Source organism: Burkholderia sp. JP2-270 (assembly GCF_003233675.1).
Taxonomy (GTDB): Bacteria; Pseudomonadota; Gammaproteobacteria; order Burkholderiales; family Burkholderiaceae; genus Burkholderia; species Burkholderia pyrrocinia_C.
In genome coordinates this window covers 794,201-810,013 of sequence record NZ_CP029824.1, presented here as the reverse complement: position 1 = coordinate 810,013, position 15,813 = coordinate 794,201, and the positions used below count along the sequence as shown (strand labels likewise).

The 15,813-nt window shown below is 67.4% G+C and carries 13 protein-coding genes; 5 read left to right on the top strand and 8 right to left on the bottom strand.

Annotated elements, in window-relative coordinates; genetic code table 11:
• Positions 1 to 50: 50 nt before the first annotated feature.
• The gene (locus DM992_RS03845; protein ID WP_111015747.1) at positions 51 to 932 is read right to left on the bottom strand and encodes a sigma-70 family RNA polymerase sigma factor; all 882 of its coding nucleotides are present in this window, start codon (positions 930 to 932) and stop codon (positions 51 to 53) included.
• Complete coding sequence (locus DM992_RS03840; protein WP_111015745.1) at positions 932 to 1,408, bottom strand: carboxymuconolactone decarboxylase family protein; 477 nt, start codon at positions 1,406 to 1,408, stop codon at positions 932 to 934. Before DM992_RS03840 ends, DM992_RS03845 begins: the two co-directional genes overlap by 1 nt.
• A 546-nt stretch (positions 1,409 to 1,954) precedes the next feature.
• Between DM992_RS03840 and egtB the strand changes: the two genes are divergently transcribed.
• The 5 genes from egtB (at position 1,955) to DM992_RS03815 (ending at position 5,665) form a co-directional block, all read left to right on the top strand.
• Positions 1,955 to 3,187 (top strand): ergothioneine biosynthesis protein EgtB, encoded by a 1,233-nt coding sequence (egtB, locus tag DM992_RS03835; protein ID WP_111015743.1) that lies wholly within the window; start codon positions 1,955 to 1,957, stop codon positions 3,185 to 3,187.
• Positions 3,171 to 4,184, top strand: coding sequence for an L-histidine N(alpha)-methyltransferase (gene egtD, locus DM992_RS03830; protein WP_111015741.1), 1,014 nt, complete (start codon positions 3,171 to 3,173; stop codon positions 4,182 to 4,184). The genes egtB and egtD overlap by 17 nt, the downstream gene beginning before the upstream one ends.
• A gap of 305 nt (positions 4,185 to 4,489) precedes the next feature.
• Complete coding sequence (locus tag DM992_RS03825; RefSeq protein WP_034183773.1) at positions 4,490 to 4,807, top strand: hypothetical protein; 318 nt, start codon at positions 4,490 to 4,492, stop codon at positions 4,805 to 4,807.
• Between the two features lie 37 nt (positions 4,808 to 4,844).
• The gene (locus tag DM992_RS03820) at positions 4,845 to 5,099 is read left to right on the top strand and encodes a hypothetical protein (protein ID WP_111015739.1); all 255 of its coding nucleotides are present in this window, start codon (positions 4,845 to 4,847) and stop codon (positions 5,097 to 5,099) included.
• A gap of 203 nt (positions 5,100 to 5,302) precedes the next feature.
• A complete protein-coding gene (locus DM992_RS03815; RefSeq protein WP_111015737.1) occupies positions 5,303 to 5,665 on the top strand; it encodes a hypothetical protein in 363 nt (120 codons plus the stop codon).
• A gap of 375 nt (positions 5,666 to 6,040) precedes the next feature.
• Here the strand turns inward: DM992_RS03815 and DM992_RS03810 are convergent, their stop codons facing one another.
• From DM992_RS03810 to DM992_RS03785, 6 genes are all read right to left on the bottom strand, one after another.
• The gene (locus DM992_RS03810) at positions 6,041 to 9,067 is read right to left on the bottom strand and encodes a DEAD/DEAH box helicase family protein (protein WP_111015735.1); all 3,027 of its coding nucleotides are present in this window, start codon (positions 9,065 to 9,067) and stop codon (positions 6,041 to 6,043) included.
• Positions 9,067 to 11,085, bottom strand: a complete 2,019-nt coding sequence (locus DM992_RS03805; RefSeq protein WP_111015734.1) for a site-specific DNA-methyltransferase — start codon at positions 11,083 to 11,085, stop codon at positions 9,067 to 9,069. The genes DM992_RS03810 and DM992_RS03805 overlap by 1 nt, the downstream gene beginning before the upstream one ends.
• A 312-nt stretch (positions 11,086 to 11,397) precedes the next feature.
• Positions 11,398 to 12,528, bottom strand: a complete 1,131-nt coding sequence (locus tag DM992_RS03800; RefSeq protein WP_105390337.1) for a porin — start codon at positions 12,526 to 12,528, stop codon at positions 11,398 to 11,400.
• Between the two features lie 271 nt (positions 12,529 to 12,799).
• Positions 12,800 to 13,477, bottom strand: a complete 678-nt coding sequence (locus tag DM992_RS03795) for a response regulator (protein ID WP_072442557.1) — start codon at positions 13,475 to 13,477, stop codon at positions 12,800 to 12,802.
• A gap of 12 nt (positions 13,478 to 13,489) precedes the next feature.
• A complete protein-coding gene (locus tag DM992_RS03790) occupies positions 13,490 to 14,857 on the bottom strand; it encodes a sensor histidine kinase (RefSeq protein ID WP_111017790.1) in 1,368 nt (455 codons plus the stop codon).
• A gap of 88 nt (positions 14,858 to 14,945) precedes the next feature.
• Entirely contained in the window at positions 14,946 to 15,725 is a 780-nt protein-coding gene (locus tag DM992_RS03785; RefSeq protein WP_111015733.1) for an ABC transporter permease, read from the bottom strand.
• Positions 15,726 to 15,813 lie beyond the last annotated feature (88 nt).

The window sequence follows — 15,813 nt, the reverse complement described above, 5'->3', positions numbered from 1 at the left end:
GAAGCGCGGGCGCCATCGCGCACGATACGCGATGCGCCCCCGCGCCACACTCAATGCAAATGCTTCAACTTGTCAGGATTCCGCACGACATAGATCGCGACGATCTTCCCGTCCTCGATCTCGAGCGCCGTCGTCTGCAGCTCACCATCCGATTCCAGCGTAACGAAACCCGGCAGCCCGTTGATGAACCCGGCCCGCACGAGCTTCGACGCATGCGTGGCGAACAGCCCGGCCAGGTATTCGTGAACCTTCATCACGTGCTCGAAGCCGAACACCGGCTTGCCTGCGGCCGTACGCTTGCCGCCGCCGTCCGAATGCAGGCTCACGTCCTCGGCGAGCATCGCGCCGAGCGCGCGCATGTCGCCGCTGCGCGATGCCGCGAAGAACGCCTCGGCCAATTCGATCCCGCGCTGCTTCTCGACATGAAACCGCGGCCGCGCCTCGCGCACGTGCGTGCGGGCCCGCGCGGCGAGCTGCCGGCACGCGGCCGGGTCGCGCTGGATCGTCGTCGCAACTTCATCGAACTCGAGGCCGAATACGTCGTGCAGCAGGAACGCCGCGCGTTCGAGCGGCGAGAGCCGTTCGAGCGCGAGCATCAGCGGCAGCGTGACGTCTTCCTGTTCGTCTTCCTCGACGACCGGCTCGGGCAGCCACGGGCCGATATAGGTCTCGCGCTGGCGCCGCGCGGACTTCAGCTGGTCGAGGCACATGCGCATCACCATGCGGCGCAGGAACGCCTCGGGCACGCGCACTTCGGTGCGGTCGACGTCCATCCAGCGGATGAACGCCTCCTGCACCGTGTCCTCGGCGTCCGCGACGGAACCGAGCATCCGGTACGCGACGCGGATCAGCGTGCGGCGCAGCGGGTCGAAGCTCGCGGCCGCGTCGGCCCGCTCTTCGGCGCTGCTCTTGGCCGGATCGAGGTTCGTCATCAGGCCACCATCTTCGCGGCAGCGGCCTTCGCGTCGGCCGGCTCGATCCACAGCCCGAAGCCGACCGCGAGCCGGTTCCAGCCGTTGATCACGTTGATCATCAGCGTGAGTTTCACCTGTTCCTCCTGGCTGAAGTGGTCGTTCAGCGCCGCATAGGCCGCTTCGTGCGCAGCGTGGCCCTCGGACAGCCGCGTGAGCGCGTCGGTCCAGCCGAGCGCCGCGCGTTCGCGGTCGGTGTAGCAGGGCGCTTCGCGCCACGCGGACAGCAGGTAGATGCGCTGCTCGGTCTCGCCTTGCTCGCGCGCCTCGGCGGTGTGCATGTTAATGCAGTTCGCGCACGCGTTGATCTGCGATGCGCGGATCTTGACCAGCTCGATCAGCGTCGGCTCGAGGCTCCCGGCGGCGGCGACCGACACGGTCATCCAGTTCTTCATCAGCGCGGGCGCAGCGGCAAACGGATTGAGTTTCGCAGTCATGGTTCCTTCTCCTTTCGTGTGGGTTCCGGCGATATGACGAGCGAGCCCACCGCGCGTGTGACATCGACGCAAAAAATTTTTAGAAGCGCGCGGGAACGCGGGGCAGCAGGGCGCCGACGACCACGAACGAACGACGTGAAGGCGTTTGTCAGACGAGAGCCCCACGCGTTGCCGGGCCATCACGATCGCGGCACGGATGTCATGGGCCGTCAGTAGCTGCAACAGCCGGCATGCACGTTGCGCACCCCCGCAACGCCGCGCTCCGGCACGCATCGACGGTCTGTCACGCGTGCGACACGCGCACGGTCAATGCTTTCAGTTATCTTTCGATCGCGTTTCATCCGCATCCCGATTCGCAGCATTCACATTTCTGGACCATACTGTTCTGCACGGGCAGATGAAGTGACGCCGCATCAGCGGCCCGGCGCGCGCGCCGGCTGCCCGACGACGCAGCAGCAGGTCGCACGTCAGCCGCGCGCATCACGCGCAAGGCTTTCCCTTTTCCGGCAACGCAACGCAGCGAATCGCGACGTGAACGGTAAACCGATGAGCCTCCTTGCATCACAGCTTCAGCGCCGTTTCCAGGACGTGCGCGCCCATAGCGTCGCGTTGACCGCGACGCTGTCCGCCGAAGACCAGGCCGTGCAGTCGATGCCTGACGCGAGCCCGACGAAATGGCACCTCGCGCATACGACCTGGTTCTTCGAAACCGTCGTGCTGATGCGCCGCGTGCCCGGCTACGCGCCGTTCAACGACGCCTTCCAGTTCCTCTTCAATTCCTATTACGAAGCGCTCGGCCCGCGCCATCCGCGGCCGCAGCGCGGGCTGCTCACGCGGCCGTCGCTCGACGAGGTGCACGCGTACCGGCAGCACGTCGACGCAGCGATGCTGCGCGCGCTGGCCGGTGCGGACGTGGAGCTGCTCGACGCGATCGCGCCCGAGATCGAGCTCGGCCTGCATCACGAGCAGCAGCACCAGGAGCTGATCGTCACGGACATGCTGCATGCGTTCTCGTGCAACCCGCTGAAGCCGGCGTTCCGGCCGCGCAACGGGGTCGACCGAATCGAAGGGAGCGCATTGGCCGCGGGCGATGCCGGTGCGCAGCACTGGCTGCACCAGCCCGGCGGGCTCGTCGAGATCGGCCACGACGGCGATGCGTTCTCGTTCGACAACGAACGGCCGCGCCATACAGCGCTCATACGGCCATACGAGATCGCGAACCGGCTCGTGACGAATGCGGAATTCGCGGCGTTCGTCGCCGACGGCGGCTACGCGCGCCCCGAATACTGGCTGTCCGACGGCTGGGCCACGGTGCAGCGGGAAGGGTGGCAAGGGCCCGCGTACTGGATGCCCGACGACGACGACGCGGCCGCCACGCGCGTACGACGCACGTTCGGCCTGCACGGCGTCGAACCGCTCGCGCCTGACGCACCGGTGTGTCACGTGAGCTTCTACGAAGCGGCCGCGTATGCGGAATGGGCCGGCGCGCGGCTGCCGACCGAATTCGAATGGGAAGCCGCGTTCGCCGCGAACGGCATCAGGCAGATGCTCGGGCATGTGTGGCAATGGACGCGTTCGTCCTACGAGCCGTATCCGGGCTTTCGGCCGCTCGCGGGTGTCGCGGCCGAATACAACGGCAAGTTCATGGTCGGCCAGCAGGTCCTGCGCGGCAGCAGCATCGCGACGCCGCCCGGGCACGAACGGCCGACGTACCGCAATTTCTTTCCGCCGGCCGCGCGCTGGCAATTCACGGGAGTGCGACTTGCGCGAGACGTCTGACCTGACGGCCAAGAGCGGTGGCCAGCAACCCGCCCGCGATTCGCGGCCCAGCGCGTTCGAGCGCGACCTGATCGACGGACTGTCGTGCACGCCGCGCAGCATTTCGCCGAAATACTTCTACGATGCGGCCGGCTCCGCGCTGTTCGACCGCATTTGCGAGCTGCCCGAGTACTACCCGACACGCACCGAGCTCGGCATCCTGCGCGATCGCGCGGCGGAGATCGTGCGGCGCGTCGGCCCGCATGCGGACATCGTCGAATTTGGCGCGGGCTCGCTCGAGAAGATCCGCGTGCTGCTCGATGCGTTCGCGGGCAATTACGCGAATGCGCCGGCGCGCTACGTGCCGGTCGACATCTCGGCCGACTACCTGCACGGCGCGGCTGCACGGCTGCGGTCGGCCTATCCGTGGCTCGACGTCGCGCCGATCGCGGCCGACTACACGAAGGCCGAGCAGCTGGCCGAGCTGAGCGCGACGCCGCGGCGGCGCATCGGCTTCTTTCCCGGCTCGACGATCGGCAACTTCTCGCCGGAAGAGGCCGACGCGTTCCTGCGCGATGCCGCGCGGCTGCTGCGCGGCGGCGGCTTGCTGGTTGGCGCCGATCTCGTGAAGGACGAGCGCACGTTGCATCACGCGTACAACGACGCGCAGGGCGTGACTGCGCAGTTCAACCTGAACCTGCTCGTGCGCGCGAACACCGAGCTCGGCGCGGACTTCGATCTCGACGCGTTCTCGCATTGCGCGTTCTACGATCGCGAGCGTCAGCGCATCGAGATGCATCTGGTCAGCGACATCGCGCAGACGGTGCACGTGCGCGGCCACGCGTTCCGCTTCGAGGCCGGCGAGCGCATCCACACGGAGAACTCGCACAAGTTCACGATCGACGGCTTCCATGCGATCGCGCGCCGTGCAGGATTCGAGCCCGATACCGTGTGGACCGACGCGGACAACCTGTTCAGCGTGCACTGGCTGCGCAGCGTCGACGATATCCGCGCGTAACGCCCGCTCCGGCGAACCGCTCGCGCACGGTGCGGGCGGTTCGTACTGCGGGCACACCGAGCACTCCGGTGCACTTCGTCGCGTTCCGATCGCCCGGTTTCGTGCCGAAAATCCCCTTTTTACCGGATCGATGCGCCGTTGCAACGGTGCCTGGAATGCAGCCTCTCCCTTGTCCCGCAAGGCTTTGCGGATGGCCGTAAACGCCCGTTACCGGTCTCGCATACCCGTTTCACCTGTGTCGGCGCACCGTGCCTAGACTCCGAACCGTATTCACATGAAGCACGACACGTGCAGGGAGTCGCGAGATGAGCAAGAAACTTATTCTCGGTGCAGTTCTCGGTGTAGCGGCGCTGGCAGCTTCGGGCGTCGCATCGGCCCACGTCGACCTGTCGGTCGGCATCGGCGTGCCGGGCGTCTACGCGGCGCCGGCGCCCGTCTACGTGGCTCCGCCTCCGCCGGTCATGTATGCGCCGGTCGGCTATCGCGGCGACGGTTGGCGCGATGGTTGGCGCGGCGACGGCTGGCGTGAGCGCGAATGGCGCGAACACGAGTGGCGTCGCCGTGAATGGCGAGAGCACGAGTGGCGCGATCGTGGCGGCTGGCGCGGCGGCCGCTGGGATTGAGCGATTCGACTGATTACGACAAGAGGAGGGTGAACACATGATGCCCAGTCGACATATCAGGCTGTGCGCAACCGCCGCCGTCGTTGCGTTCGCAACGATCGGCAGCGCGCATGCGGCGGGCTGCATGAAGGGCGCGGTGGTCGGCGGCGTTGCCGGCCACTACGCCGGGCACCACGCCGTCGTCGGTGCGGTCGGCGGCTGTATCGTCGGCCACCACATGGCGAAGAAGCACGCGCAAGAGCAGGCCGCGCAACACAAGGCTGCCGCGCAGGGCATGCAGCCGGCGCAGTAAGCGCAATCGTTACCGGGGCGGCGCTGTGGCGCCGCGCCTGCCTGCTTCGTTTCCCGTTCACGCATGACAGGATGGGGCGCCACCCGGGTTGATCTGATGAATGCATGCCACGCGCATCGTTACGATCATTTACAACGTGGTGTGGCGCGAATCGTGCGCGTTCCTAGAATGCAATCACACAAACGCGCTCCAGGGAGTACAAGATGAAAACTCGACGATATCTGTCCGTACTGACGGCCGCGCTGCTCGCGCTCGGCACGGTGTCCGCGCATGCGGCCGCCGGCGGCAATGGCGGTGGCAACGGTGGCGGTCATGGCGCAGGCGGCTCCGGTGGCAACGCGGGCGGCATGTCCGGCGGTCACATGAGCAGTTCGGCGCTCAGCAACTCGAACAGCATTCATGCGGGCGACCGCGACAAGGGCCTGGCGCGCGCGGCCGACCGCTCCGATACGATCGCCGATCGCGCCGGCGTGCAGCCGGGCCACGGTCATAAGCATGGCCATACCGCGCATGCGTCGACGTCCACGCATCATTCGCATCGCAACGCATTCGGCCGCACGCTGTAAGCACGGCACGCAAATGCAATGGAAGGGCGCTTCGGCGCCCTTTTTTCATGGCGGCAACGCCACGACGCTGTCGCGCGAAAACATCGTGCCGACCCGATTTGCAACCAGCCGTAACCGCGCCGCAAACGCGCGAGAATACGAATCCCTTTCACGCGGATAACAAACGGGAAATCGACGCCGGTAGCGGGCATTGCACGGTTGCCGGCGCACAGCCCGATCCATGAAAAAACCCGCCTCGTGAGCCGTTTGCGCAGCAGATCGATCTGCTCGCTCTGCGCGACCCTCCGAGCCCGTTCCCGGAAAAACAAAACCCCACGCTCCGAAAAACGTGGGGTTCGTCAGCAGTCCGGGGCGGCTTCATCGCCGTCCTTCGTTTCAGCGCCCGGCGCCCGCCAGCGGTGCCGCAGGTTCGAACAACGCGTCCGCCTGCCTGACGCGCACGAAGCGCGCCGCGTCGTCTCCGTCCACCAGCGCACGGAAATGCGCTTCGCCGCACGCGAGCTTCGCGCGCTCGTGCTCGCTCGGCACGTTGCCGTCCGCATTTGGCGTATCGACGACGAAGTACAGCCGCTCGCCGCCGTCCTGTTCCGCGAGCACGGCCCAGTCCGGGTGATAGCTGCCGAGCGGCGTCGGCACGCGGAACCACGCGGGCAGCTTCGCGTACAGCTTCACGCCGTCGTGCGCTTCGAGCGCATCGGCGAACGCGCGCTCCGCATCCGTCTCGCACACGACCGCTTCGTGGATCGACTTCCGCGCATCGGGCCGCAGGTTGCGCAGATAGCCGGTCAGCGCCTCGCTCTCGAACGACTCGAGCGCATGCACGTGGCGCTCGCCGAGCTTGCGGTACGCGATGCCCGCGACGAGCGCGAGCCGCTTGCAGCGGTTGATCGCATCGGCCGCGACCGCGATGAACTGCTGCGGATTCACGCGGAAATCGTCGAGCCGGCCGCTGTCGGCCAGGATCGTCGCGAGCGAACGGCGCGTCAGTTGCGTGCGGTCCTGCAGTTCGGTGAGCAGGTCGGGCAGCGGCAGCTCGCCTTCGTCGATCAGCACCGTGCCGGCGCCGGCGACCTCGATCGCCTCGATGCCGGCCTTGCCGATGTCGATCTCGGCCTTGCGCCACTGCAGCCGCGCGCGCGCGATGTCCGGCGCGTCGTGCAACGCAGCTGCGCAGTCGCGCACGAGCTTCGCGTTGTCGAACTCGACGCGGTACACGGTGCGATGACGGATACGGTCCCACAGCGCGCGGAAATCCTCGCCGAACACCACGGCCTTGCCCGACGCATCGCGCCGCAGCGCGATCGCGCGGCGCTCGTCCGCGTTGCGCACCGCGAAGCGGCCCGACAGCTTGCGCAGCGTCGCGACGATCGGCGCGCGCAGCATCTCGAACGCGTCGGGCAGCACGAGCGCGCTCTGGCGCAGCGCATCCTTCAGCCGGTCGAGCACCTTGCCCTGCGCGTCGACGTAGCCCTGTTCGTGCAGATGGTTCCACAGCACGCGCGACAGCTCGATGCCGAGCGCATGCGCGGGCCCGTCGCCTTCCTGCACGGGCAGCGCCGCGAACTGGTGCTGCTCGACGATCCCGAAACGGATGCCCGTATCGGCTTCGATTTCCTTCTGCAGGTTCTCCGCGAACGACTCGTAGCTTTCGGTCGCGATCACGGTGAGCGTGTTCACGCCCGCGTCGCGCACCCGTTCGCCGTCCTGGTCGACGGCGAGGCGCAGCCCGCGGCCGAGCGTCTGGCGGCGCTCGCGTTCGGTCTGGATGTCGCGCAGCGTGCAGATCTGGAACACGTTCGGGTTGTCCCAGCCTTCCTTCAGCGCCGAGTGCGAGAAGATGAACTTCAGCGGCGTGTCGAACGACAGCAGCGCTTCCTTCTCGCGCATGATGAGGCCGTACGCGCGCTCGGCGTTCTCGCGGGCCGCGGCGCTGCTCTCGCTCGTGTCGGTCCAGCCGCCCTTGCGGTCGATCGAGAAGTAGCCGTTGTGCGCGCGCCCGACTTCGAGCGCGACGTCGACACCGTCGAACAGCGCCCGGTAGGCCGGCACGCGCGCCGCGCGCGCATATTCCTCTTCGAAGATCAGCGCGTAGTCGCCCTTCACGGGCATCCCGTTCTCGTCGTAGCGGCGATAGCGCTCGACCGAATCGACGAAGAACAGCGACAGCACCTTCACGCCGCGCTCCGCGAGGCGCAGCTCCTTGTCGAGATGCTCACGGATCGTGCGGCGGATCATCTCGCGCTGCACGGCGAGCGTGTCGATGTCGCCGAACGCCTCGCCGAGCGACAGGAACGCCTCGCCTTCCGGATGGCGCAGCTCGACGTATTCGGCGCCCTTCAGCGCATGCACTTCGCCGATCCGCAGCCCCGCGTACAGCGCGCGCCTGGTCAGGCGTTCGAGATCGTCGCCGTCGGTGGCCGACACGATCTGGCGCTTCACGCCGGCCGCCGTCGCGACGTCGAGCTCGACGCGCGCGCTGATCGCGCCGCGCCGGTTCGACACGCCGACGAGCCGCACGTACGGCTTGTTGTGCGCATCCTCGACGATCGCCGACGCGATCTCGATCTGCTTGACGAGCTTGCGCTCGTACGCGTCGACCGCGTCGAGCCGGTACACCATGTGGTGACGGTCGACGTGCGTCGCCGAATAGCGCAGCGTGCAGAGCGGCGCCATCGCGGCCAGTGCTTCGCGGCCGCGCCCTTCGAGCCCGCCGTCGACGCTCTGCGGCTCGTCGACGATCACGATCGGCCGCGTCGCGCGGATCAGGTCGATCGGCTTCTCGCCGCCGGTCTTTTCGCTGTCCTTGTAGAGGTTGTTGATTTCCTTCTTGTTGATCGCGGCAACCGTCATCACCATGATCTGGATCGCCGCGCTCGCCGCGAAGTGGCGCACCTGGCCGAGCTTCGCGGAGTCGTACAGGAAGTAGTCGTACGGCACGCCCGCGTACAGCGCGCGGAAGTGATCCTCGGTGATCGAGAGCGTCTTGTGCACGCCTTCCTTGATCGCGATCGACGGCACGACGATCACGAATTTCGTGAAGCCGTAGCGGCGGTTCAGCTCGAAGATCGTGCGCAGGTACACGTAGGTCTTGCCGGTGCCGGTCTCCATCTCGACGGTGAAGTCGCGCGAGCCGGGCAGGCCGGACGGCGGCAGCCCGCCGCGCAACTGCACATCGGCCAGATTGCGTGCGAGCGCGTCGTCGGTCAGCGACAGCCGGTTGCCGACGCCCTGTTCGGATACCGCGAAGCCGAGCGAGCCTTGAGCCGCCGCCGTAGTGCCGGGCGCCGCGTTCGCGAGCACGCTGAAGTCGCCGCGATACGATTCCTGGCCGCGAAACAGGTCGCAGACGGCATCGATCGCGTCGCGCTGGTAGTCGAGATCCGCTTCGAAATGCAGCCGCATCACAGGCTCCGCACGCGCTTCACGCCGTGCTGTTCGAGCAGCGCGGCGAGATTGAGCTTCGCGACGTCGTCGACGAAGCCGCTGTCGCGGAACAGGCACGTCACGTCATGCGACGCGCCGGTCGCGTCGAGCAACTCGATGATGCCGTCGGCGAGCGGGCCTGCGTCGTCGCGCGAGATGCGCGCGTCGAAGCACGCGACGATCGAGCGGCCGATAAGGTGCACGGCCTTGCCGGCGATCTGGTGATGCTCGACCGGCGTGCACAGGTCGAGGCCGAGCTTCAGCGTCAGCTCGGCAAGCAGGTCGTCCTCGGTGCGGCCGGTCTTCACGTGCTCGACGGATGCGAACAGCGCATGGTCGAAATCGTCGCGGCGCGGGTCCCATTCGATCACGTTGGTCGTGTCGAGCCGATACACGCGGAAGCCGAGGTCGCCATAGCTTTCCGGATAGTCGCGCGCGACCTGCTGCGCGGCGCGGCGCAGGCGCTCCTTGGTGATTTCGGCGAGCGTCGCGGGCTTCTTCAGCTTCGTGCAGAAATCGGCGGCGCTCTGCTGCGTCTTGTCGCGGCGGTCGAGCGCTTCGGGCAGTTGCACGAGCACGTAGCGGCGTGCGCCGCCGTCGGTCGCGTTCACCTGCATCACCGCGTGGCCGGTCGAGCCGGAGCCCGCGAAGCAGTCGAGCACGATGTCGTCGCCGCGCGTGCACCAGCCGATCACGGCCGCCGCGAAATCGACCGGCTTCGGCTGGTCGAACGGGATTCCGAGCGTCTTCAGCAGCGCGTCATCGGAGCCGGCGAACGGCAGCACCGACGGCACGTTCTCGTACATGTTCTCGTCGAGGTAGTAGATCCGCTGCGGCTGCGTGCTTTCGTCCGCGCCGAATTCGATCTGGCCGCGCTCGATCAGCGCCTGCATCGTTGCGGGCGGGTTGCGCCAGCCGCGCGCCGGCATCGCGCACGGCTTGCCGGTGACCGGGTGGATCAGCGGCGTGAAATATTCTTCCGGCGCCTTCTTCTTGTTCGGCCACGCCATCGACACGAGGCGGTACACGCGCCCGTCTTCCGACAGCCGGTCGTACATCACTTCGCCGCCGGACAGGTTGGTCTGCGCCTTCATCCACGCGCGGTATGCCTTCTGCGCATCCTTCGCGTTGCCGCTGCGGTACACCGCGTCGTGCGCGGCGTCGAGCATGCGCTGCGCATTGCGCTTCGGGCGCTTGAGCGGCGCCTGTTCGAGCAGCGTCTCGGCATTGCGCGCGAACAGCACCAGCGATTCGTGCTGGTACGCGACGCCGCGCGCGTCGCCCTTCGGGTTGCGCTTGTCCCATACGGCGACGCCGAGCTCGTTCTCCTCGCCGAAGATCTCGCGCAGCATCAGCACCAGCGCATGCACTTCGTGCTCGTCGATGTGCACGGCGATCAGCCCTTCGTCGGACAACAGCGCATGCGCGAGCTTCAGGCGCGGATACATCATGTTCAGCCAGTCGGTGTGGAACCGGCCGTTCGCCTCGGTGTTGGTGCTGCGCTTTGCGCCGCCCTGGGTCTGCCCGGTCATCGCCAGGTAGTGGCGGATGCTGTCGCTGAAGTCGTCCGGATAGACGAAATCGCTGCCCGTGTTGTACGGCGGGTCGATGTAGACGAGCTTCACCTTGCCCGCGTAGCTCTTGTGCAGCAGCTTCATCACGTCGAGGTTGTCGCCCTCGATCACGAGATGGCGCGTGTCGTCCCATGCGACGCTGTCGTCGGGGCAGGGGCGCAGCGTGCCCGTCGACGGCGTCAGCGCGGCCTGGCGCGCGCTGCGCTTGCCGTGCCAATGGAAGCCGTAGCGCTCGTCGGCGTCGCCGACCGTGCGCTCGCCGATCAGCGCCTTCAGCACGTCGACGTCGACCGACGCGCCGTCGGGGCCTTCGGTCACGAGTTCGGGGAACAGCGCCTTCAGGCGCGCGACGTTGTCGGCGGTGAAATCCGTCGACATCGCCTGCGGGCTGGCCGCATCGAGTTTCTGCATCGTCTTTTCCATCGGAGCCCGGCCGCGCGCGCCAGGACGTCGGGCGCGCTCACGGCACCGGCGGCAATGGCCGCCCGGGCAAACCCGAAACGCTAGCGAGTCGGTCGGCGCAGGTCAAGCGCCGATGTAGGCCGAGCGCGCGTGCATCGGCCGCGATCGCCCGCCGGACGGGCCGCAAGCGGTTTCCGGCCGGTTGTCGCACAGCCGGCCGGCGGCACCGCGGAAAGGACGAAAAAAGGGCGCGGTCGGCGCAAAGCGCCGGCGTGCCCGCATGGAGAATCCCGGCCGGAGGGTACGGCGGGGCCTGATGGGCCCCGCTCGAGGTCAAAAACGCGTACGGATGCCCGAAGTCAGTTCGAGCTGGTTCTTCGCGCCGAACGTCGACGCCGCCGTGTAGCCGCCATGCAGCTTCATGTAGTCGCCGGCCAGGTACACCTCGGTGCGCTTGCTCAGGTGGTAGAACACCGACCCGTAGATCGTCTCCTTGAAGCCGTTGGCGACGCCGTTGGTCAGGCTGAACGCGCCGAGGTTCGCGTTCGGCGTGAAGCCGTCCGCGTTGTTCGCGGCGTTCTTGACGCGCATCTGCTGGTAGCCGAGCTCGTAGTCGAGCGCGCCCTTCGGCGCGATCTTCATCGACACCGTCCACGAATCGTCGTGGCGCTGGCCGAGCGAGCCCTGGTCGCCGTTGTAGCGGAAGTAGCCTGCATTCAGGCGCACGATGTCGAACGTGTAGTTGCCGCCGACCGAGAACGTCTGGTTCCTGAAGCCGCCGTGATTCACGTGGTTGTAGAAGCCCGACACGTTGAACGGGCCGCCGTTGTAGCCGAGCGCGACCTGGTACGCGGAGCCGGTCGCGAACTGCGTCGAGTTGCTGAACTGGTAGCCGGCGCTCGCGAAGATGCCGTTGCCGAACAGCTTCTTCCACGCGATGCCGTTGTTGTAGCGCGTGCCGGTGGGGCCGGCCGCGTAGAAGATCATCTGCTTGAAGTTGTTCGAGTTGGTCCAGCCGCCTTCCTCGGTCGACAGCTTCGCGGAGCCGTACGGGTCGCCGTAGATCGCCGCCGAGTCGCGCGCGATGGTGTTCTGGAAGCCGGCCGTCAGCTTGCCGAAACGTTCGTCCTCGACACCGACCCACGCGTCGCGGTCGAAGATCTGGCCTTCGTCTTCCATCTGGCCGTTCGCGACCACGAATTCGCTTTCGAGGCGGAAGATGATCTTCGTGCCGCCGCCGATGTCTTCGGCGCCTCGCAGGCCCCAGCGGCTGCCGCTGAACCACGGCTCGCCTTCGTTGCCCATGCCGATCACGTGCTTGCCGTTCGCGTCGGCGTGGGTCCGGTAGGTCGGAAAGCTCAGGTCCATCAGGCCGTAGAGCTGCACGCTCGACTGCGCATGCGCTTGGGTGCCGGCGCACAGGCCTGCCGCCGCGATGGAAAGGGCAAGGGTTTTTCGTTTCAAGATCGTCTCCTCCGAGCTGCCGCATTGAAATCCGGTCGTTGGCAGTACGCAATGTATGCCGACTCTTGCCGGCCACAGCGAGAGGGCCGACGCGTAGCATCGTAGAGGGGGCAATCCTTCACGACGCTTTCCCCGACGCAAGAATCGGATCGGTGAAAACACCGAACGCGCAACAATCGCGGATGGTGCAGGCGTGCGGAGACGAGCCAGCCGGGTTTCCGGAGACGTTTCGTGCTACGAATCGATGTTCGGGGACGAGGAAGAACGCCCGTCAGTCGTGCGCGCTTTTCGCGCGCAGGATGTAACCGAGCCCGCGCAGCGTGATGATCTCGGCCGTGCTGCCCGCGAGATGCTTGCGCAGCCGGTGGATGTAGATGTCGATCGCGTCGGCGCTCGGCTCGTCGTCGAGCGCGAACACGCTGTCCATCAGCCGCGCCTTCGACACCGTCTTGTTCTGCTGCAGCATCAGCGTTTCGAGGATTGCATGCTCGCGGCGGCGCAGCGCGAGCACGGTTTCGCCGCAGCGGAATTCGCGCGTGCCGAACGCATAGACGAGATCGCCGCACACGAGCTGCGTCGTGCCGACGCCGGCCTGCCTGCGGATCAGCGCGCGAATCCGCGCAACCAGCTCGCGCGACTCGAACGGCTTCACGACGTAATCGTCGGCGCCCGCGCCGAAGCAGTCGACCTTGTCGTCGACCGAGCCGTGCGCGGTCAGCATCAGCACCGGCACGTTGTCGTTGCGGCGCCGCAGCCGCGCGAGCACTTCCTTGCCGCTGATGCCGGGCAACCGCATGTCGAGCAGCACCGCGTCGTAGCGTTCGGTCTTCAGCACCGTGTCGGCGCGCTCGCCGTCGCCGACACTGTCGACCGCGAAATCCTCGCCGCGCAGCAGGTTCACGATCCAGTGCGCGAGTTCGGCGTTGTCTTCGACCAGCAGGAGTTTCATGGGGACATCTCGTCAATCATAGGCGGGCAGCCGTACAGTCACGACGATACCGCGATTGCCGGGCCCCGGCGCGAGCGACGCGCTGCCGCCGTGCGCCTGCGCGATCTCGCGGACGATCGCGAGCCCGAGGCCCGAGCCCTCGGTGTCGGACGACACGCGGTAGAAGCGCTTGAACACGTGCGGCCGCGCTTCGGCCGGAATGCCGGGGCCGTTGTCGACCACGTCGAGCACGATCGCGTCGCCATCGCGCCGCGCGGCGACCGTCACGCAGCCGCCCGGCTGCGTGTAGCGCACCGCGTTGTCGACGAGGTTCATCACCAGCGCGGTCAGCAGGCTGTCGCTGCCCGCGACGTCGAGCCGCTCGCCGAGATCGGCGCCAAGGTCGATGTCGCGCCGCTGCGCGAGCACGATCGTTTCCTCGAGCACGCTCGACACTACGGCCGCGAGATCGACGCGATGGGTCAAGAGCGTCGACGGCGTCGCTTCCGCATGCGCGAGCAGCAGCAGCTTGTCGGTCACGTCGGCCATCTTGCGGCTGCTGCGCTGCATGCTGTCGAGCACCGACGCGAGTTCCGCATCGCCGTGGCCGCGCCGCTGCGCGTACTGGATCTGCGTGTCGAGCACCGCGATCGGCGTGCGCAACTGGTGCGCGGCGTCCGCGATGAAGCGGCGCTGCGTGGCCGTATGCGTATTGAGCCGCGCGATGCACTGGTTGATCGCGTCGACGATCGGCCGCAGCTCGTGCTGCAGCCGCTCGGGGCGGATCGGCTCCAGCTCCATCGGCCCGCGGTCGGCGACATCGTCCTTCAGCTTCATCAGCGGGCGCAGCTCGAAGGTGAGGCCGAGGTAGACGAGCACCACCGCGAGCATCAGCATCAGCGACAGGCGCACGAGCTGCGGCCGCCAGATCGTGGCGACCATCGCGTTGCGCGAGCGGGTCGTTTTCGCGACGACGACCGTGACCGTCTCGATCTGCCCCTCGTCGTAAAGCTGGCGATCGTAAGCCGCCGCGCGCAGCGGCACGCCGTCGAGCGTCGTGTCGTACAGCGTCGGCTCGATGCCGTGCCGCGCCGGCACGTCGAGCGCCGGCGTGCCGGCCAGCAGGCGGTCGTGGCCGTCGATCACCTTGTAGAACACCGAATCCTGCGACGGCGATTCGAAGATCTCCAGCGCGGCCGGCGGCACGTCGGCGACCGGCAGCCCGTTGCGCCATTCGACGTCCTCGCCGATCGTGCGCGCGGACGCGACGAGCGCGCTGTCCTGCACGAGCCCGGCCGTGGTCCGCGCGGTGTCGTACGACATCGCGCCCGCGATCAGCACGAACACCGCGAGCGGCAGCAGCAGCCACCACAGCAGCCGTCCGCGCAGGCTGTGCGCCATCCTGTTGCGCTCCTTCTCCGAAATGCCGAACCGCGCCGGGGTCGCCGGCGCGGTCGGGAGTGTCATGTCAGGCGTCCGGACGCTGCGTTCAGAACGCGGCGGGGCGCCACTTCAAGAGCCGCTTCTCGAGCCAGGTCAGCAGGTAGTCGGCGGCCAGCGCGACCACGGCCAGCACGATCATCGCCGCGAACACGCCGCTCGCGTTGAACGCGCCCTGGGCGGTGGAGATTAGCAGGCCGATCCCCTGCTTGGAACCCAGGAATTCGCCGACGACCGCGCCGACCAGCGCGAAGCCGAAGCTCACGTGCAGGCTCGCGAGAATCCAGCTCAGCGCGGACGGGATCACGACCGCCGTGGTGATCTGCCGGCGCGACGCGCCGAGGATCTGCGCGTTCGCGATCAGGTAGCGATCGGCTTCGCGCACGCCCTGGAACGCATTGCCGAACACGACGAAGAACACCATCACCACGGCCAGCGCGATCTTCGATGCCATCCCGAGGCCGAGCGCGATCACGAAGATCGAGCCGAGCACCACGCGCGGAATCGAGTTCGCGATCTGGATATAGAGGCCGAACACGTCGGCCATCAGCTTGTTGCGGCCGAGCACGATCCCGCAGATCACGCCGGCAACCGAGCCGATCACGAAGCCGATGCCGGTTTCCTCGAGCGTGACCCACACCTGCGTGAGCAGCGGGCCCTGCGACGTGCCGTTCGCGAACCAGTCCTGGAGCTGCGCGAAGATCAGCGACGGCATCGAGAAGAAGAACGGATCGATCCATTTGAGCCGTGCGGCGAGTTCCCACCCGCCCAGCACGATCACGAGCACGGCGATCCGCAGCGTGACGATCAGGTTGCGCCGGCGGCGCAGCCGGCGGTGCGCGGCGCGCTCGTCGTCCTCGAGCGTCGTCGCCGGAAGGGCGGTGGGGGAAGCGTCATGTCGGTCATGCTCCTGTCCT